The 19,620-nt window shown below is 61.6% G+C and carries 15 protein-coding genes; 13 read left to right on the plus strand and 2 right to left on the minus strand.

Annotation, left to right across the window (positions count from 1 at the left end; all coding sequences use genetic code 11):
• The first annotated feature begins 3 nt into the window (after window positions 1-3).
• The 10 genes from fusA (at window position 4) to SFHG_RS11080 (ending at window position 11,361) form a co-directional block, all read left to right on the plus strand.
• Window positions 4-2,109 (plus strand): elongation factor G, encoded by a 2,106-nt coding sequence (gene fusA, locus SFHG_RS03110; protein WP_042433269.1) that lies wholly within the window; start codon window positions 4-6, stop codon window positions 2,107-2,109.
• Between the two features lie 37 nt (window positions 2,110-2,146).
• A complete protein-coding gene (gene rpsJ / locus SFHG_RS03115; protein ID WP_042433704.1) occupies window positions 2,147-2,455 on the plus strand; it encodes a 30S ribosomal protein S10 in 309 nt (102 codons plus the stop codon).
• Between the two features lie 15 nt (window positions 2,456-2,470).
• Complete coding sequence (gene rplC, locus SFHG_RS03120; protein WP_042433272.1) at window positions 2,471-3,091, plus strand: 50S ribosomal protein L3; 621 nt, start codon at window positions 2,471-2,473, stop codon at window positions 3,089-3,091.
• A 31-nt stretch (window positions 3,092-3,122) separates the two neighbouring features.
• Window positions 3,123-3,749, plus strand: coding sequence for a 50S ribosomal protein L4 (gene rplD / locus SFHG_RS03125; RefSeq protein WP_042433275.1), 627 nt, complete (start codon window positions 3,123-3,125; stop codon window positions 3,747-3,749).
• Entirely contained in the window at window positions 3,749-4,036 is a 288-nt protein-coding gene (rplW, locus tag SFHG_RS03130) for a 50S ribosomal protein L23 (RefSeq protein WP_042433278.1), read from the plus strand. Before rplD ends, rplW begins: the two co-directional genes overlap by 1 nt.
• Before the next feature lie 115 nt (window positions 4,037-4,151).
• Window positions 4,152-4,853, plus strand: a complete 702-nt coding sequence (locus SFHG_RS03135; RefSeq protein WP_042433281.1) for an ABC transporter ATP-binding protein — start codon at window positions 4,152-4,154, stop codon at window positions 4,851-4,853.
• 2 nt (window positions 4,854-4,855) lie between these two features.
• Window positions 4,856-8,152: an ABC transporter permease gene (locus SFHG_RS03140; RefSeq protein WP_042433284.1), complete on the plus strand. Its 3,297-nt coding sequence runs from the start codon at window positions 4,856-4,858 to the stop codon at window positions 8,150-8,152.
• Window positions 8,153-8,300: 148 nt separating this feature from the next.
• Window positions 8,301-9,602, plus strand: coding sequence for a trigger factor (locus SFHG_RS03145; RefSeq protein ID WP_042433287.1), 1,302 nt, complete (start codon window positions 8,301-8,303; stop codon window positions 9,600-9,602).
• 214 nt (window positions 9,603-9,816) lie between these two features.
• Window positions 9,817-10,272, plus strand: a complete 456-nt coding sequence (gene rpmE / locus SFHG_RS03150; protein ID WP_042433290.1) for a 50S ribosomal protein L31 — start codon at window positions 9,817-9,819, stop codon at window positions 10,270-10,272.
• Between the two features lie 411 nt (window positions 10,273-10,683).
• Complete coding sequence (locus tag SFHG_RS11080) at window positions 10,684-11,361, plus strand: flavin reductase (protein ID WP_042433293.1); 678 nt, start codon at window positions 10,684-10,686, stop codon at window positions 11,359-11,361.
• 186 nt (window positions 11,362-11,547) lie between these two features.
• On the opposite strand, the gene SFHG_RS03160 is transcribed toward SFHG_RS11080, so the two are convergent.
• Window positions 11,548-12,435 (minus strand): NAD(+)/NADH kinase, encoded by an 888-nt coding sequence (locus tag SFHG_RS03160; protein ID WP_042433296.1) that lies wholly within the window; start codon window positions 12,433-12,435, stop codon window positions 11,548-11,550.
• A 63-nt stretch (window positions 12,436-12,498) separates the two neighbouring features.
• Between SFHG_RS03160 and murJ the strand changes: the two genes are divergently transcribed.
• Window positions 12,499-14,235 (plus strand): murein biosynthesis integral membrane protein MurJ, encoded by a 1,737-nt coding sequence (gene murJ, locus SFHG_RS03165; RefSeq protein ID WP_202898053.1) that lies wholly within the window; start codon window positions 12,499-12,501, stop codon window positions 14,233-14,235.
• Window positions 14,236-15,014: 779 nt separating this feature from the next.
• On the opposite strand, the gene SFHG_RS03170 is transcribed toward murJ, so the two are convergent.
• Window positions 15,015-16,496: a DUF1846 domain-containing protein gene (locus SFHG_RS03170; protein ID WP_042433299.1), complete on the minus strand. Its 1,482-nt coding sequence runs from the start codon at window positions 16,494-16,496 to the stop codon at window positions 15,015-15,017.
• Between the two features lie 426 nt (window positions 16,497-16,922).
• Here SFHG_RS03170 and SFHG_RS03175 point away from each other — a divergent pair, with 426 nt between their 5' ends.
• Window positions 16,923-18,524 carry a CTP synthase gene (locus SFHG_RS03175; protein ID WP_042433303.1) on the plus strand — a complete coding sequence of 534 codons (1,602 nt, stop codon included), beginning with the start codon at window positions 16,923-16,925 and terminating at the stop codon, window positions 18,522-18,524.
• Between the two features lie 136 nt (window positions 18,525-18,660).
• Window positions 18,661-19,584 (plus strand): site-specific tyrosine recombinase, encoded by a 924-nt coding sequence (locus tag SFHG_RS03180; RefSeq protein ID WP_238318254.1) that lies wholly within the window; start codon window positions 18,661-18,663, stop codon window positions 19,582-19,584.
• Window positions 19,585-19,620: the final 36 nt, after the last annotated feature.

Here is a 19,620-nt window from a genome sequence, read left to right on the forward strand (position 1 = left end):
AACATGGCTAAAGCTAATGATCTGAAACTCACGCGTAACTTCGGCATCATGGCCCACATCGATGCTGGTAAGACCACCACTACCGAGCGTATCCTGTACTACACGGGCAAGACGCACAAGATCGGCGAGGTGCACGACGGCGCCGCTACCATGGACTGGATGGTCCAGGAGCAGGAGCGCGGCGTGACCATCACCGCTGCCGCCACCACGTGCTTCTGGAAGAAGGACGACGAGACGTACCGCTTCCAGATCATCGACACGCCCGGCCACGTGGACTTCACCGCCGAGGTCGAGCGCTCCCTGCGCGTCCTCGACGGCACCGTCGCCGTCTTCGACGCCGTTGCAGGCGTGCAGCCGCAGTCCGAGACCGTGTGGCGTCAGGCCGAGAACTACGGCGTGCCGCGCATCGCGTTCATCAACAAGTACGACCGCGTCGGCGCAGACTTCGAGCATGCTATCCAGACCATGAAGGATCGCCTGCATGCCAACGCCGTCGCTGCTCAGCTGCCCATGGGCGCCGAGGACAACTTCTGGGGCGTCATCGACCTGGTCACCATGACCGCTTGGGACTTCAAGGCCGACGACAAGGGCATGACCTACCCCGAGCCCATGGATGCCATCCCCGCAGAGTTCGCCGACGAGGCCGAGCTGGCTCACCAGGAGCTGGTCGAGGCTGCCGCCGACTGCGACGACGAGCTCATGGAGAAGGTCCTCATGGAGGAGGAAGTCTCCGTCGAGGAGCTGAAGGCCGCTCTGCGCAAGGGCGTCATCGCCTGCAAGATCAACCCTGTGTTCGTGGGCTCCGCCTACAAGAACAAGGGCGTCCAGGAGCTGCTCGACGCCGTCGTCGACTACCTGCCGGCTCCCGTCGACGTTCCCGCCATCAAGGGCACCATCCCCGGCACCGACGAGGAGGACGAGCGTCCTTCCGACCCGAAGGCTCCGTTCAGCGCCCTGGCGTTCAAGATCATGACCGACCCGTTCGTGGGTAAGCTGACCTACCTGCGCGTCTACTCCGGTTCCCTTGACGCCGGTTCCTACGTGACCAACGCCACGAAGGACAAGAAGGAGCGCATCGGCCGTCTGCTGCAGATGCACTCCAACCAGCGCGTCGACATCGATTCCTGCTCCGCTGGCGACATCGTCGCCGTCGTCGGCCTGAAGAACACCACCACCGGTGACACCCTGGCCGATGACAACGCTCCGATCATCCTGGAGTCCATGGAGTTCGCCGACCCGGTTATCGACATCGCCGTCGAGCCGAAGACCAAGGCCGACCAGACCAAGATGGAGATCGCCCTGCAGAAGCTGGCCGAGGAGGACCCGACCTTCCGCGTGTCCACCAACCATGAGACCGGCCAGACCATCATCGCCGGCATGGGCGAGCTGCACCTGGAGATCATCGTCGACCGCCTGATGCGCGAGTTCAAGGTGGAGGCAAACGTCGGCAAGCCGCAGGTTGCCTACCGCGAGCGTCCGGGCCACGAGGTCCTCTCCGCCGAGGGCAAGTTCGTTCGCCAGTCCGGTGGTCGCGGCCAGTACGGCCATGCGGTCATCAACATGTACCCGCAGGAGCCGGGCAAGGGCTACGAGTTCGAGAACAAGATCGTCGGCGGCGTCGTGCCGAAGGAATACATTCCTTCCATCGACAAGGGTATCCAGGAAGCCCTCAACACGGGCGTTCTGGCCGGTTACCCCGTCGAGGACGTCCGCGTCGAGCTCATCGATGGTTCTTACCACGACGTCGACTCTTCGGAAGCTGCCTTCAAGGTTGCCGGCTCCATGGCCATCAAGGAAGCTCTGCGCAAGTCCGACCCGGTCATCCTCGAGCCTGTCATGGCCGTCGAGGTCGAGACCCCGGAGGAGTACACGGGCTTCGTCATGGGCGACATCCCGTCTCGCCGTGGCATGATCCAGGGCCAGGAGCAGCGCAACGGCGCCGTCGCCATCTCCGCGAAGGTGCCGCTGGGCATGATGTTCGGCTACGCTACCGATCTGCGTTCCGGTACGCAGGGTCGCGCAACCTACACCATGCAGTTCGACTCTTACGAGCCGGTTCCCAAGAACGTCGCTGCAGAGATTATCAGCAAGGCCGGCGGCAACGCTTAAGCGTTGAACGTCCGAAAGCTTAACGGAGGAAATGAAAGTGGCTAATCAGAAGATTCGCATCCGCCTCAAGGGATACGATCATGAGATCGTGGACCAGTCCACGAAGCTCATCGTCGATACCGCTCAGAAGACGGGTGCCAAGGTGTCCGGTCCCATCCCGCTGCCGACGGAGCGTAACCTGTTCACCGTCGTCAAGGGCCCCCATGTGGACAAGGATTCGCGCGAGCAGTTCGAGATGCGCACCCATAAGCGCCTGATCGACATCCTGGAGCCCACCCCCAACACGGTGGATTCCCTGATGCGTCTGGACCTCCCTGCCGGCGTCGACATCGAGATCAAGCTGTAAGGGGTGTCAATTAGCATGATTAACGCTATTTTTGGTAAGAAGATCGGCATGACCCAGATCTTCAACGAGGAGGACAAGCTCATCCCCGTGACCGTGATCCAGGCTGAGCCGAACACGGTGTGCCAGGTCAAGACGAAGGCCACCGACGGCTACGAGGCCGTGCAGCTGGGCTTCGGCGAGATCAAGGCCAAGAAGGTCAACAAACCCATGGGCGGCCATTTCGCCAAGCAGGGCATCGAGCCTACCCGTTACCTGCGCGAGGTGCGCGTCGAGGACGCCGCCGAGTACAAGGCCGGCGACCAGCAGACCGTGGCGGCGTTCGCCGAGGTCAAGAAGGTCGACGTCACCGGTACCTCCAAGGGTAAGGGCTTCGCCGGCGTCATGAAGCGCTACGGCTTTGCCGGTGGTCCGGGCGGCCATGGTGCTCACTTCCACCGCGCTCCCGGTTCGGTGGGCATGTGCGCCACGCCTTCCCGCGTGCTCAAGGGCATGCGCCTGCCTGGTCACATGGGCTGCGACACCGTCACCGTCAAGAACCTGACCGTGATGCGCGTCGACGAGGAGCAGAACCTGATCCTGGTCAAGGGCGCCATCCCCGGCGGCAAGAACGGCATCGTGCGCGTGCGCATGGCGTAACCTGGACTATCTATAAGGAGTTTTCACTACCATGACGACTATCGAGATCAAGGACGCAAGCGGTAAGAAGGCCGGCGACGCCGAGCTTTCCGCTTCCGTGTTCGGCATCGAGCCGAACGTGCCCGTCATGCACCAGGTTGTGCGCGCTCAGCGTGCGTCTTGGCGTGCCGGCACCAGCAACACCCTCACCCGCGGCCAGGTCCGCGGCGGCGGCAAGAAGCCGTGGCGCCAGAAGGGCACCGGCCGTGCCCGCCAGGGCTCCATCCGCTCCCCTCAGTGGGCTGGCGGCGGTACCGTGTTCGGTCCGCATCCGCGCAGCTACGCCTTCCGCGTGAACAACAAGGAAGTCAAGCTGGCCATGCGCTCCGCTCTGTCCGCCAAGGTGGCCGACGGTCAGTTCACCGTTGTCGACGAGTTCAAGTTCGAGAAGCCTTGCACCAAGGACGCCAAGGCGTTCATCAAGGCCATGGGCTTCGAGGGCCAGCGCACCACGCTGGTCATCGGCAACGACGACGTCACCACGTGGCTGTCCTTCCGCAACCTGGAGAAGGTCAACATCCTGCCCGTCGCCGAGGCCAACACCTACGAGCTGCTCGACAATAAGCAGCTGGTGTTCACCGCTGAGGCCCTGAAGCGCATCGAGGAGGTGCTCGCATAATGAAGGATCCCCGCGAGGTCATCATCCGTCCTATCGTGACGGAGCACAGCTACGACCAGATGGAGAACAACGTGTACACCTTCGAGGTGGCCAAGGACTCCAACAAGGTTGAGATCCGCCAGGCCATCGAGGCTATCTTCAACGTCTCCGTGGTCAAGGTGAACACCCTGAACGTCAAGCCGAAGCCCAAGCGCGTGCGTTATCAGGTCGGTCAGACCCGTACGTGGAAGAAGGCCATGGTGACGCTGAAGGAAGGCGATACCATCGAGCTGTTCGGCGCCAACTAAGGTTGACGTTACACCAAGCTAACGCTTGAACCGCTTAGAGCGCCCCGGCACATATGCCGGGGCGCTCTTTTGTATAATCAGGTGAAGGAAAGCACCCGAAGAGCAAGGTGGGGACATGGCGTTTGTGGAATTCAACGATGTTCGTAAGGTGTACAAGATGGGCGAGGTGGAGGTTGCCGCTGCCGATGGCATGACTTTTTCCGCCGAAGCTGGCGAGTTCGTGGTGGTGGTGGGCCCTTCGGGCGCCGGCAAGACCACGCTTTTGAACATGCTCGGCGGCATGGACTCATGCACGTCCGGCACCATCACGCTTGATGGGCGCGAGATCAGCCGATTCACCGAACGTCAGCTCACGCAGTACCGCCGTCTGGATATCGGCTTCGTGTTCCAGTTCTATAACCTGGTTCAGAACCTTACGGCGCTCGAGAACGTTGAGCTTGCCAGCCAGATCTGCCCGCATCCGCTTGATGCGGCGCAGGTGCTTGCGCAGGTGGGCCTTTCGCATCGCATGGACAACTTCCCTGCGCAACTTTCCGGCGGCGAGCAACAGCGCGTGGCCATTGCCCGAGCGCTTGCCAAGAACCCTAAGTTGCTGTTGTGCGACGAGCCTACCGGCGCCTTGGATTACAAAACCGGCAAGGCTATCCTGAAGCTTCTGCAGGACACGTGCCGCACTACCGGCAAGACGGTGGTGCTCATCACCCACAACTCCGCTTTCGCCGACATCGCCGATCGCGTCATCCATGTGCGCGAAGGCCGAGTAGCCAGCTGCTATATCAACCCCCATCCTGGCAACGCCGCTGATTTGGAGTGGTAGACATGGGAGCCTTTCGTAAAGAAGTCCTGCGCTCCATCACGCATTCGTGGGGAAGGTTCTTGGCCATTGCCGTGATGGCGGCGCTCGGTTGCGGCTTCTATGCCGGCTTGCGCATGACCGGTCCCGATATGCGCTTGGCAGGGGACGAGTATTATGACGCAACCGAGCTGTGCGACCTTCGCGTGGTATCATCGCTCGGGATGTCCGATGAGCAGGTCGATATGCTGCGCGGCGTCGAAGGCGTATCGGGCGTCATGCCCGCCTACGAGGCGGATGCCGTATCTCAGCTGGCAGGCGTGCAGTACACGCTGCGCTACCATTCGCTTGACGTTGATGCTGCGAAAGCGAGCAGTTGCGACGATGGCATGCATGTGCGATCGGACGATGACGACTACGTGAACCGGCCCATCTTGGTGGAGGGCAGCTGGCCGGAATCGGATGACGAGTGCCTGCTTTCCGTTGACAACGTGTGGACGTCCCCGGTTCATATCGGCGATACCGTCGAGCTGCTTGAGGGCACTCAAGACCTGGATGGCGTGTTCACCACCCGTACCTTTACCGTCGCGGGTTTCGTGCGGTCCTCGTATTACACGTGCACTACCAATACCGGCGCCACCTCGCTTGGCTCGGGAGAGCTTTCGTCCTTCGTGTTCGTGCCCGAAGGGGCGTTCGCGGCCGATTATCCTTATACGGAAGCGTTCCTCACCGTCGACGGGGCGGCTGGCGAGGCATGGCCCGATAGCGCCTATCAGGAGCGCGTCGACGCGGTGGCGCAGCGGTTGAACGACCTTTCCCCGCGGTTGTCTGCATCGCGTGTCGAGCAGCTGCAGCGTGATGCTCAGGCAGAGCTTGACGATAAGCGTGCGGAGTTCGAGCGCGAGAAGGCAGACGCCGTCGCGCAGATGGACGATGCCCAAGCGCAGCTTGACGATGCGAGCGCCCAGCTTGATAACGCTGCGGCTCAGCTTTCCTCCGCGGCGGCGCAGCTCTCCAGCAGCCAGGCTCAGCTTGCCCAGGGCGAGTCGGAGCTTGCCAGCGGCCGGGCGCAGCATGACAGCGGCACGGCTCAGCTTGCCGAGCAACGCGAACAGGCTCAGTCGGCCATAGCGCAGGCCCAGGCTGAGCTCGATGCCGCACAAGCGGAGTACGACCAGGCCATGGCGCAACGCAGCCTGCTCGAGGCGCAGCTCGAGCAGGCACGCGCGGCTCAGCTTGCCGATGTGGCGGCGCGGCTGGAGGCCGCAATCGCTCAAATCGATGCCCAAACCGCCGGCGCACCCGATCAGCTGGCCGCAGGTCGGGCCGAGCTCGATGCGCAGCGAGAACAGGCCGCCTCGCAGCTTTCCGCGGCACAGGCTCAGCTTGATAGCGCGCAATCCCAGCTCGATGACGCAGCGGCTCGTCTGGCGTCCGGGCGTGCACAATATGCCGCCGGACAGCAAAGCTACGAGCAGGGTCGCGCCGAGTACGAAAGCGGCTTGGCCGAGCAGCGAAGCGGGCAATCCGAGCTTGATGGGAAGCGCGCCGAGGCGCAGCAGCGCTTCGCCGACGCCGAGCGGCAGCTGGCGGATGCGCAGGCCGAGATCGATGCCATCGCCGATAAGGACGCCAGCGTGTACGTGCTCGACCGTTCGAAGAACCTAGGTGCGGAGAGCTTCCGCAGCGATGCTGGCCGCATGGACCAGATCGCCGCGGTGTTCCCGCTTATGTTCTTCCTGGTTGCCGCGTTGGTGTCGCTGACCACCATGACCCGCATGGTGGAGGAGGAGCGGGTGCTCATCGGCACGTACAAGGCGCTGGGCTATTCAAATGCGCGCATCACGTCGAAGTACCTCATCTATGCGGTGGTGGCGTCGGGCGTGGGCGCGGCCGTGGGCATCGCGTTGCTTTCCCAGTTCCTGCCGTGGTTCATCATGAACGCGTATTCCATCATGTATATGGTGCCCTGCATGCCCACCCCGGTGAACCCGGGCGTGGCCGCAAGCGCCGCCGGATTGGGCGTGGGCATTACCGTGGCCGCAACATGGTTCGCTGCGGCTGCCACCCTGCGCGAGCGCCCGGCTTCGTTGATGCTGCCGCGTGCGCCGAAGGCCGGCAAGCGCATCTTGCTCGAGCGCATCCGCCCGCTGTGGAGCAGGATGACGTTCAGCTGGAAGGTGACGGCGCGAAACCTGTTCCGCTACAAGCGCCGTTTCTTCATGGCCATCATCGGCATCGCCGGCTGTACCGCGCTGCTGCTCACGGGCCTGGGGCTGCAAAACGCCATCAACGACATCATCGATAAGCAGTACGGCGAGGTGTATAGCTTCAACACCATCGTGCGCATGGATGCCGACGAAGCCGGCCAGGAGGCCAAGGATGCGGTTTCGGATGCGGTGGGCTCGGATGGCCAGGAATTTGCATGGGTTTCCACCGAGAACAAGATCGCTTGCGCTCCCGATGGCGGCTCCGAGCATCGCCTGGAGCTGGTGTGCGCTCAAGACGCTCAGCAGCTGCAGCGTTTCGTACAGATGCGCGAACGCGTAGGCGGCCGGCCTCTCACGCTCGATGACGGCGGCGCCATCATCAGCGAGAAGCTTGCGAGCCAACTGGGGGTTTCAGTGGGCGATACGCTGACGCTCTACGACGAGGACGACATCGGCAACCTGGTAGGAGATGGGCACGCGGTGACCGTCGGCGGCATCATGGAGAACTATGTGGCGCAGTATGCCTACGTCACCGCCGATGTGTACGAGCAGGCCATGGGAAAACCGGCGGATTTCGCCACCGTGTATGCCGACCTTGGGGAAGGCGTGGATCGTACCGCGTTCTCCGACCAGCTGCTTTCCATGGATGGCGTGAAAACCGTCACCTATAGCGATGAGACCATCGGCAGCTATCGCACTATGCTCAAGACGGTCGACAGCGTGGTGGTGGTGCTTGTGGTCGCGGCGGCGCTGCTGGCGTTCGTGGTGCTGTACAACCTCACGAACATCAACATCACCGAACGCGCCCGCGAGATCGCCACGCTCAAAGTGCTCGGCTTCACCTCGCGCGAGGTGGATGCGTACATCTTCCGCGAAACCATCCTGCTGTCGGTGATCGGCGCCGCGATCGGCCTGGTGCTCGGCGTTTTCATGGAAGGTTTCGTCATCACCACCGCAGAGGTCGATCAAGTCATGTTCGGCCGCGACATCCACGCGGCAAGCTTCGCCATCGCGTTCGCGCTCACCATGGTGTTCTCGGGCATCGTGGCCCTTGCCATGCGCGGCAAGCTGCGCCGCATCGACATGGTGGAAAGCCTGAAGTCCAACGAGTAGCCCTTGGCGGGCGGCGTGAGCAAAGGTCCCGCCGCCCCTTTCGCCAGCTCGCGAGCGGGCGGAGGGGCGCCTTGGCGGCCCCAGGGGTTGCCAACTGCCGGGTTGCGTTACAATGTGAGCGTTTCATCATCAATCAGAAGGGGATCCCATGAAGGTTACCGAGAAGAAGATCGAGGACGGCCTCATCGAGCTCACCGCCGCCGCTGCAACCGCCGAGGTGGCCCAGGCGTTCAATGTGGCGCATTATTCGTTCTGCGCGAGCATGGGCGTGGAAGTTCCACAGGGCCAGACGCCGGCCCAGGCAGCCGAGGAGAAGCTCGGCATCAAGGACCTGGACTCTGTTTCCCAGCAGATGGCTATCGACTACCTCGTGCCGTTCGCCGTGGACAAGCGCAACCTGTGCCCGGCGTTCCCGCCTACGCCCATCATCGACCAGCCCATCAAGCGCGGCCAGGTCTTCGAGTTCAAGGTGCAGGTGACTCCCAAGCCCGATTACGAGCTTACCAGCTACGAGCCCGTGTCCATCACCGTCCCGCCGCTGAATTTCGACGAGTCGCTGGTCGATCAGCAGATCCAGCAGCTCGCTGAGAGCTTCGCCACTTACGAGAAGTGCGATGCCAAGCCGCTCGACGCTTCCGGCGCCGCGAAGATCGCCCTCGAGGTCTCCCAGGGCGGCAAGCGCCTGGATAACCTGTGCACCGACGGGCGCACCTACATCCTGGGCATGGGCCTTATGCCCGATGAGTTCGAGAAGAACCTCATCGGCATGACCGAGGGCGATGTCAAGGAGTTCGCCTTCGATATGCCCGGCGCCCCCGAGGGTGAGGCTCCCCTTGACTGCAAGGTCACGGTGCTCGAGTGCCAGGAGAAGCATGTGCCCGAGGTCGACCAGGCGTTCATCGAGAAGAACATGCCCATGGCCCGCGACGTGGAGTCGCTTCGTCAGGTGGTTTCCGAGCGCCTGCAGGCCGAGCAGCGTGCCCAGTATCAGGAGATGCAGCTGACCATGGTGGCCGACGAGCTGTCCCGTCGCTTCCAGGGCACCATCTCCGACGAGGTATATGAGTCCATGCGCGACACGCTCATGCAGAACGTGCGCGGCTCCCTTGCCCAGCAGGGCATCCCGTTCGAGCAGTTCGTCGAGGCCCAGGGCGGAGACCAGCAGTTCGGCATGATGCTCATGATACAGGCCCGTCAGATGCTCGTGCAGGGCTACGCGCTCGACGCGGTGTTCCGCCACGAGAAGATGACGCTCGACGACGAGGACATCATGGCCGCCTGCCGTGCCATGAACCCTGCCGACCCCACCACGGCGCGCCGTCAGATGGAGGGCAACGGGCAGGCCTTCGTGCTGCGTGAGACCGCAGGCCGCCTGAAGGCCAACCGCTGGCTGCTCGAGCATGCCGACATCACCGTGTCCGAGGAGCCTGCGGCCGAGAAGGCCGAGTAGGGCAATCGCCGGTTGGGATACGGCTCGGGGGAGTGTTGAGCCGGCGTCGGCCTGTGGCTGGCATCGGCGGCCTTCCCCTGGGGCTCTCATTCGCGGAAAACATGTGAACGCCGCGCGCGAACGTCATCGCGCGCGGCGTTTTCCGTGCTATAATGCAAAGGCTTGTCTTCCGCCTTGGTCGGAAACCAAGGCACGGTAAAAGGAGTACCAGACTATGAAACAAGGAATCCATCCGGAGTACGTGGAGTGCACCGTCAAGTGCAGCTGCGGCAATACCTTCACCACCCGCTCGACGAAGTCCGAGCTGAAGGTCGACATCTGCAACGTGTGCCATCCGTTCTACACCGGCCAGCAGCGCTTCGTCGACACCGGCGGACGCGTCCAGCGCTTCGCCGACAAGTTCGGTTCCGCTAAGGAGCAGGTGGCTGCTCGCGAGGCTGCCAAGAAGGCCGAGCGCGCCGCTAAGGCCGCTGAGATCGAGGCCGCCAAGAAGGCCGAGCGCGAGGCTAAGGCCGCCGCTAAGGCAAAGCGTGCCGAGGAGTTCGCCAAGAAGGCTGCTGCCGAGGCTGAGAAGGCTGCCGAGATCGAGGCTGCCACTGCTGCTGCCGAGGCCGTCGAGGCTCCCGCAGAGGCCGAGGTCGAGGCTGCTGCCGAGACCGCTGCCGAATAGCACCACAGCATCAAGCACAATAAGCACTGCACAAAAAGCAACAGGAAGGCCCGCGAAAGCGGGCTTTCCTGCGTTTTGGGGGCATTGCGCGTATGCAGCATGTCGGTAACGCTTTGCTTTTGCTCCGCAATCGAGGTGTTGAGCGGCGTATAGTCGAAGGTGTAGAGGGGTGAAGAGCGCTGTGCGGCGTGCAGTCGAAGGCGCTGCCGGGGTCGTGCTGCATCAGATCGCTTTACGTTTCCGGTTGCTTTCGGCTCCTTGCTTTTTGCTGCATCGTTTTTGGGTGCTTCAGCCTTCCGATTGTCATCATCCCACCCTTCCCGTTATCGGTTCAGGAGTGATATGATAATACTATTAGGAAGTATTATCATTTATTGTGAAAACAAGCAAAGCTGGACTAAGGAGGCTCCTATGTTCGATAAGCAGGCGTTCCATTCGCTTAGCTATGGCATGTATGTCATCGGCGCGCGTTGCGATGGCAGGGATTACGGTTGCGTAGCAAACACGTTTGCCCAGGTCACTTCATCTCCCTTGCAGGTGAGCGTGGCGCTGAACAAGGAGAACGCCACCACGGCCGCCGTGCGTCAAGCCGGTCGCTTCACGGCATCTTGCTTGTCCGAACAGGCCGACATGCAGCTCATCGGCACGTTCGGGTTCCACACCTCCACTGAACTCGATAAGTTCGCGCAGCATGCAAGTGCGCGCGATGAGGCCGGTATGCCCTATGTGGCGGAGCAATGCTGCGCGTGGTTTTCTGCGAAGGTGGTCTCCGAACTTGACCTGGGCACGCACGTGCTGTTCGTGGGGGAGGTGCAGGAGTGCGCCAAGGTTGCCGACGCGGCCGCTCCTATGACGTATGCGTTCTATCATCAGGTTAAGGGCGGCAAGACGCCTCCGAAGGCGTCTAGCTATCTGGGTGAAGAGCAGCCCGCCGTCGCGTCGGTACAGTCGAACGGCGACGAACAGCCCAAAGTTGCCTGGCGTTGCACCATTTGCGGGCATATGGAGTATGTCGACGAGCTGCCCGATGATTTCGTCTGCCCGGTGTGCGGCGTTGGCAAGGAGTTCTTCGAGCGAGTTGAACTGTAAGGTTTCATGCGGGTTTTGCTGCTCTCGGCGGTTGGGGTGGGCGGCTTGCGCGGCACAACGCCTCGAGCTGTTTCCTGCTTATCAACCAGCTTTCTTGCTAGAAGCGTTCCGACGGCATATCGCGAAAGGGCGTGCAAGCTGTTCTAAGGCTTGCACGCCCTTTGTCGTTTCAGCGAGGGACGTTTTCTAGAAGAACACCTTCGCTGCATGGTTGTAAAAGCCTTCGTCCTTGTAACGCAGAAGGGTGGTGGGCACGTCGCCGCGGCGAACATACAGGCGGCGCAAAGGTCGGTCGAGCTCAACCAGCTCGCCGTCTATGAACAGGGTGGCATCGCGATCATCCTGGTTTTCGGACAGGTCCATCTCAACCACGTCGGACGGTGCGGTGACCACGGCGCGGGAATGCAGCGTGTGCGGCGCGATGGGCACGGCCACCAGACCCGTGAAGCCCGGCGCCACCAGCGGTCCGCCTGCTGATAGCGCATAGGCAGTGGAGCCTGTGGCGCTTGCAACCACCAAGCCGTCGCCGCGCATGTTCGCCAGGTGCGATCCCGAAACGCCCAGCCCGAAGTCGATGATGCGGCCGTTGGCGCCGCGGGTGACGGCTACCTCGTTCAACGCGAAGAATTCGCGCGGTTCGTCCGGCTCGGCGCCGGCGCCATCATCGGCATAGGGGTCGGCTTCGCCTTCGCACACCACCCGTATGTCCAGGTTCGTGCGCACCTCATGGGCCGCATCGCCGGAAAGCGCTGCAACCAGCGGTTCCATGACCCCCGCTTCGTTCGGGTTCGCCAAAAAGCCCAGCCGGCCGTAATTGATGCCGAGGATCGGCGTACCATGGAAGCCCACCTGACGTGCCGTGCGCAGGATGGTGCCGTCCCCGCCCAGGGCCACCGCCATGTCCACGCCATGATCGAACAGCTCGGAAAGCTCGGGAGCCGCCAGGGGGGAGGCAAGCTTCGAGGAGTCCACCACGGTGTAGTCGATTCCCTGTGTGGCCAGGTACGTTACCAGCAGCAACGATGCATCGATCGCCTGCGAGTTGGAATTATTACGCACGATGAGGATGTGCATGCGGAGCCTCTTTCCGTGTTTGCTATGATGAGCAATCATACCATCACGAGAAAGCGCATTTTCATGTCCGACAAGCTCGCACGAGCTCGACACACACGCTCTGCCGATCTCGCGGCCTCGGCCGCTTCCCCGCAAACCCAACAAACCCTGCATGAGACGGGATCCTCGTCCGGCGAACCTCGTCCCTCTCAGGGCGGTGCCGACCAAGGGTCCACCGCTGCCATCGGCGGTTCTGCGGCCCTCATCAGCATCTGCACCATCATCTCCCGCATCACCGGTTTCGCTCGCACCTGGGCTATGGCCTTCGCGCTCGGTTCCACGCTGTTGTCAAGCTCCTATCAGGTGGCGAACAATCTTCCCAACCAGCTCTACGAGCTGGTCTGCGGCGGCATGATCGTCACCGCGTTTTTGCCCGTGTACGTTTCGGTGAAGAAGAAGCTGGGGCAGCGTGCCGGCAACGAATACGCTTCGAATCTGCTTACGCTCGTGGTGCTGCTGCTTGGAGCGGTTTCGCTTCTGTGCATGCTGTTCCCCTCGGCGGTCATCTACACGCAAAGCTTCTACTCCGATCAGTCGCAGATGGCCACCTCGGTGTTCTTCTTCCAGTTCTTCGCCATACAGATCGTGTTCTATGGATGCTCGGCTATTGTGTCGGGCCTGCTCAACGCAAGCCGCGACTACCTGTGGTCATCCATAGCTCCGGTGGCGAACAACCTGATCGTCATCGTCACGTTCTTGGCCTATTCATTTGTGGCTCCGTACGATCAGCAGTTGGCGCTGTATATCATCGCCATCGGCAACCCTGCCGGTGTGTTCATTCAGATGGCTATTCAGCTGCCCGCGCTCAAACGCAACGGCATCCGCATCCGCCCGCGCGTGAACCTGCGCGACCCTTCTCTTCGCGAAACGTTGGGAATCGGCGTTCCTGCGGTTCTCGTCATGCTGTGCTCCTTCGCCATCGTGTCGGTGCAAAACGCCGCTTCTTACAACTTCGCTGACAACGGTCCTTCCATCCTGGCATACGCGCGTCTGTGGTTCACGCTGCCGTATTCGTTCTTGGCCGTGCCCATCACCACCGCCATGTTCACCGAGCTTTCCGATATGCAGGCGGAAGGGAACATGGAAGGCGTGAAACGCGGCATCGTGTCGGGCACCAATCAGATCCTGTTCTTCATGATCCCGTTCGCTATGTACCTGGCCGTGTTCAGCATGCCGCTGGTCACCCTGTATCATGCCGGCGCCTTCACCATGGAGAACGTGTCCGCTATCGCCACGTATCTGGCAGTGTGGGCCGTTGCCTTGCCTCTGTACGGCGTGAACACGTACTTGCAGAAGACGTTCTCCAGCCTTCGTCGTATGGGCGTGTTCGCTGGCTTCAATTTCATTGCGGGCGCCGTCCAGATCGGCCTGACCATGTTTGCCGCAAGCCACTCCGATGTCATGCCTATCAGTTCCATCGCCGTTGCCGAGGCGCTGTTCTACTTGGTGCTGGACGTGTGTCTGTTCGGATATCTGCGACGAATCCTGGGCCCATTCGGTCTGCGCTCTGTAGCGCGCGCCTTGGCTACGGCCGTGTTGCTCGGCGGTGCCGGTGCCGCTGCCGGCGGTGCTGTGATGTGGTTGCTGCAGACGCTGGTTTCCCCGCTGTCTGGTTCTATCGTGCAGGCTCTAGTGTATGTCATGGCGGGTGGGCTGGTTGCCTTGGCCGTCACGTTTGTACCGGCTTGCAAGCTTAACGTGCCCGAGGCCGCCTTCATCAACACCATCGTTCGCAAGATCGGCGGGAAGCTGGGCCGGTAGCCGTTCCGCCTTCGGTAGGGTGGTATTGCTTTGCTTGCTGCTTTTTGAATCCTATTGAGCCTTAACGTGCCTTGCGCTCTTCAAGAGCGCAAGGCACGTTTGCGTTTGGGCTCTTGGAATTGCTTGCCCCTGCTTTCTGTAACCGGCTTGATGCGCGTTGTGGGTTGTTGCTAAGCCTTTGCAGGCGTATATGTGCACGGCTTTTGCTGTGCGCTACATGCGTTGCCAGGCTCTCTTCGAGGGAATTCATCTAACGGTTGTGTCATGCGCCCTCTACTCCGATTCCTGGTTTATTGCCCGTTCGGATTTCACCGCTGCACTCGTTTGGCGTTGCATGTCTAGCATGCTGGTCATTTTTGCAGCCAAATAAACATATCCTCATCTTATCGTGTGTGCTAGTGTCTGCACGCTTTTTTGGTTGTTGGTCATTGACACCGTGATTTCCTTTCGTTCACCTGCTTGCCTCTAGAACCCTCTAGGAACCGCAGTAAAGGTATTTCTAGGCCAAACTAGCCATCAATCTGCGTAAATAGGAAAGACCGATGTAAACATATGCCCAACAGGAAGTACCGATATACACCAGGTAAAGTGCACCTTTTGCATGCAGGTCGCCTGAATCGCTAGCATCGTATGCAGCGCCGCAAAAGCCCTCAAATTCGCCCTGGTTCGGAAACTGCTCATCGCGCGCGAACGCTTGCCCAAACAAAAACGCCCCGCGAGCAACCTCGCGGGGCGTGGGTACCTTGGCGACGAGCGCCAAGCAAATATGTGGTTGGCTCCTACTTGTGGAAGTACCTGCGCTGCTCGTATTTCGGCTCGCAGCAGATGTTGATGCCGAGCGTGCGGTAGAGCTTCTCGTCGGTGGGGCTCAAGATCACGCTGAAGAACGCATCGCAGCCGCGCAGCTGGTCGGCTGCATCCACCAGCTGCTTGGCAACCGGATCGGTAGCGCTGGACACGGAAAGCGCCAGCAGCGTCTCGTCGGAATGCAGGCGCGGGTTCTTCGCGTGCAGCGTGGACGTCTTGAGGTCGCAGATGGGCTCGATAACCTCGTCGGAGATGACGAACAGGTCCTCGTCGACGCCCGCCACGCCCTTGAGCGCGTTCATGAGCAGCGAGGAGGCAGCGCCCAGCAGGTCCGATGTTTTGCCGGTGACCACGCGGCCATCGGGCAGCACCATGGCGCCAGCCGGAGCGCCGGTCGCCTCGGCCTTGAGCAGGGCGGCCGAGCGTGCGGGCGAGAAGTTCGTGTCCACGCCCACCTGGTTCATTAAAAGCTCCAGGTGCTCCACGTACTCGTGATGCAAACCGGTGCGGCGCTCGTCCACCGCGGCTTGGAAGTAGCGGCGTACGATCTCCATCTTCGCGGCCTCGCGACATGCCTCGTCGTCGACGATGGCCATGCCCGCCATGTTCACGCCCATGTCGGTGGGGGACTGGTAGGGGCTGGTGCCCAGGATACGTTCCATCATGGCCTTGAGCACCGGGAAGATCTCAACGTCGCGGTTGTAGTTGACGGTGGTTTCCCCGTACGCCTCAAGATGGAAAGGATCGATGGTGTTTGCGTCGTCCAGGTCGACGGTTGCAGCCTCATACGCCACGTTCACCGGGTGCTTGAGCGGAAGGTTCCAAATGGGGAAGGTCTCGTACTTCGCGTAGCCCGCCTCGACGCCGCGCTCATGCTCATGGTAGAGCTGGGAGAGGCACGTGGCCATCTTGCCGGAACCCGGGCCGGGGGCGGTGACGACTACCAAGGGATGCGTGGTCTCCACGAACTCGTTTTTGCCGTAGCCTTCCGACGAGACGATGCGCGCCGTATCGTAGGGATACCCGGCGATGGGGTAGTGCAGGTAGCTCTTGATGCCCAGGCTGTCCAGGCGATGACGGAATGCCAGCGCGTTGGGCTGGTTCTCGAAGCGGGTGATCACCACGCCGGCGGTGGCGAAACCCATGGAGCGGAAGATATCCAGCAGGCGCAGGACGTCTTCGTCATAGGTGATGCCCAAATCGCCGCGCACCTTGTTCTTCTCGATATCGTTAGCGTTGATGGCGATGATGATCTCAACGTCCTCGGCCATCTGCTGCAGCATACGGATCTTGCTGTCGGGCTGAAAGCCCGGCAGCACGCGCGAGGCATGGTAGTCGTCGAACAGCTTGCCGCCGAACTCCAGATACAGCTTGCCGCCGAACTGGCCGATCCTCTCGCGGATATGCTCAGCCTGCAAAGCCAGGTATTTATCGTTGTCGAAACCGATGCGCATGGGCGCAACCCCTTTCCATGACGGTAGGTTTAACCGAACCAGTATAAGGCTCGCGCGCGAAAGCGAGAAGAGATGTGCCTATCAACACGCGAAAAGCGGAGATGAAGCCAGAGCGATCGCGTCCGATAAAGAAGGCGAAGAGAAGCGCAGTGGCACGTCCTTCGGTCCGGCATGATGACGTTCGGCTTTGCTGGGCCGGTTCCGCATAAGCCGGAAAGGCGGCGAGGCCTCCCTTGCCGTCCATCTCGTTTCGGTTTCGTTTCCCCTCTGTTAAAAGGCTTGCGCGGCGCTGCGGGAGAAGTTGCGCGGCGCGTACAATAAACCAACGTTTGGAGTTTGCCGTTGGCGTGCTGCAGGCGTATCGGCCTAGGCGCAGCGCGATCGGCGGTGGGGAAATACACCGGTTTCTAAGCGCGAAGGAGAACTATGGCCAAGCATATTTTCGTAACCGGCGGCGTCGTGTCGTCTTTGGGCAAGGGCATCACGGCCGCCTCCCTGGGGCATTTGCTGAAGGCCCGCGGCTACAAGGTGACCATGCAGAAGATGGACCCGTACCTCAACGTGGACCCGGGCACCATGAGCCCGTTTCAGCATGGCGAGGTCTTCGTTACCGAAGACGGTCATGAAGGCGACCTTGACCTGGGACATTACGAGCGATTCATCGACGAGAACCTGTCCCGCGAATCGAATTTCACGCAGGGTTCCATTTACAAGACCCTTATCGCCCGCGAGCGTCGCGGCGACTTCCTCGGCGGCACCGTGCAGGTGATCCCGCACGTCACCGAGGCCATCAAGGAGCGCCTGCGCCGCATCGCCGATCAGTCCGGCGCCGATATCGTCATCTCCGAGATCGGCGGCACCATCGGCGACATCGAGTCCCAGCCGTTCATCGAGGCGGCGCGTCAGTTCAGGAAGGAAAAGGAGCGCGGCGACGTTCTGTTCATCCATGTCACGCTGGTTCCTTACATCGCCGCAGCCCACGAGGTGAAGACCAAGCCCACGCAGCATTCCGTAAAGGAGCTGCGCTCCATCGGCGTGCAGCCCGACTTCATCGTCTGCCGCAGCGACCACGAGATTTCGGACAAGGTACGCGAGAAGATCGCCTTGTTCTGCGACGTGCGACCTGACGAGGTGCTCGCGTGTACCGATAGCCCTTCTATCTACGAGGTGCCGTTCGGCCTGTACGATCAGCGTTTCGACGTGAAGGTGCTCGATCGCCTGGGCCTTCCCGAGCGTCAAATCGACTTGAGCCCCCTGCGCTCCTTCGTGGATGCGGCCGCTCATGTGGAGCATGACTGCGACGTGGCCATCGTCGGAAAGTACACCAGCCTGCCGGACGCGTACCTTTCGGTCATCGAGGCGCTGCATCATGCGGGCGTCTATAACAACACCCAGGTCAACGTGCATCTTATCGATGGCGAAGAACTTAATGACGGCAACGTCGAAGAGGTGCTGGGGTCCATGGACGGCATCCTGGTGCCCGGCGGCTTCGGCCAGCGCGCCTTCGAGGGCAAGATCTGCGCGGTGCGCTACGCCCGCACGCATGACGTGCCGTTTTTGGGCATCTGCTTGGGCATGCAGGCGGCGGTGTGCGAGTTTGCGCGCGATGTGGCGGGCATGCCCGGCGCGACGTCTGCGGAGTTCGACGAGAACGCCGAGTTCCCCGTGATCGACCTGATGCCCGAGCAGGAGGATGTCGAGGACAAGGGCGGTACCATGCGACTGGGCGCCTACCCGTGCAAGGTCGCTCCCGCGTCCATGGCCTTCAAGGCATACGGCGAGGAGCTCATCTACGAGCGCCATCGCCATCGCTATGAGGTGAACAACGCGTTCCGCGACCGCTTGGCGGAAGCGGGCCTGGTCATCTCAGGCGTTTCCCCTGATGGTCGCCTGGTTGAGATGATCGAGCTGCCCGACCATCCATGGTTCGTGGCAAGTCAGGGCCATCCTGAGTTCAAAAGCCGTCCGACCAGGCCACACCCCTTGTTCCGCGACTTCGTCGCCGCGGCACTGGATCATCGCGAGTAATCCGGCAGGTTCCGGGGTTCGGACTAAACCGGTTAAAGGTTTACATAATGTTGTTGTTGCGAAAAGGCCGCCGTATCGGGCGGCCTTTTCGCGTGGTGGGGTATATAAAGATGGACCGATAGGGAAGGAAGCGCTAGTGGACGAGAGCATCGATACCGACGATCTGATCGATTTGGCGGCGGAGTACATCGCCTATCTGCGCATCGAGCGCGGCAGTTCGCCGTGCACCATCGAGGCCTATGAGGCCGACCTGGAAACCTACCGGGATTTCCTGTCTTCGCAAGGCATCGAGAAGCTCTCGCAGGTGTCGCGCGAGTCCATCGTGGCGTACCAGGAGCATCTGTTCGCGCAGGGCTACGCCGCCTCGACAGTGTGCCGAAGAGCGTCGGTGGTGAAGGGTTTTCACCGGTTTTGCGTGGCCGAGGACTACACCGAAAGCAACCCTGCGGCAGGGCTGCCGCTGCCGAAAACCCCGGAGCGCCTGCCCGACGTTCTGTCCATCGACCAGGTGCAACGCTTATTCGAAGAGCTTGAGGGGCAGGAGGGCGGTCCCGCGGCAGCGCGCAATCGCGCCATGCTCGAGGTGCTCTACGGATGCGGTCTGCGCGTCAGCGAGCTGTGCGGCCTCGACCTGTCCGACGTGATGCTCGACCAAGGGTATCTGCTCGTGCTCGGCAAGGGCGGCAAGCAGCGCATCTCCCCGATATCGGGTGAGGCGGCAACCGCGTTGGCCGACTACCTGGAGAACGCGCGCCCGCAGCTGTGCAAGCCTTACGCCAAACCCACCGATGCCGTGTTCTTGAACGCTCGCGGCGGCCGCCTGACGCGCCAAAGCGTGTTCAAAGTGGTGGCGCGCGCGGGCCTTGCCATCGGCGTGGACAACCTGCATCCGCACACGCTGCGCCATTCGTTCGCCACGCATATGCTGCAGGGCGGGGCGGACCTGCGCGTTATCCAGGACATCCTGGGGCATTCCGACATCTCCATCACGCAGGTATACACCCACGTCGATCGCAGCCACCTGCGCGAGGAATACCTGCACGCGCACCCGCGCGCGTAAGCTTCAAAAGCGAAGACGTACGAGCCGGACAGCTGT

This window comes from Senegalimassilia anaerobia JC110, from assembly GCF_000236865.1.
GTDB classification, from domain to species: Bacteria; Actinomycetota; Coriobacteriia; order Coriobacteriales; family Eggerthellaceae; genus Senegalimassilia; species Senegalimassilia anaerobia.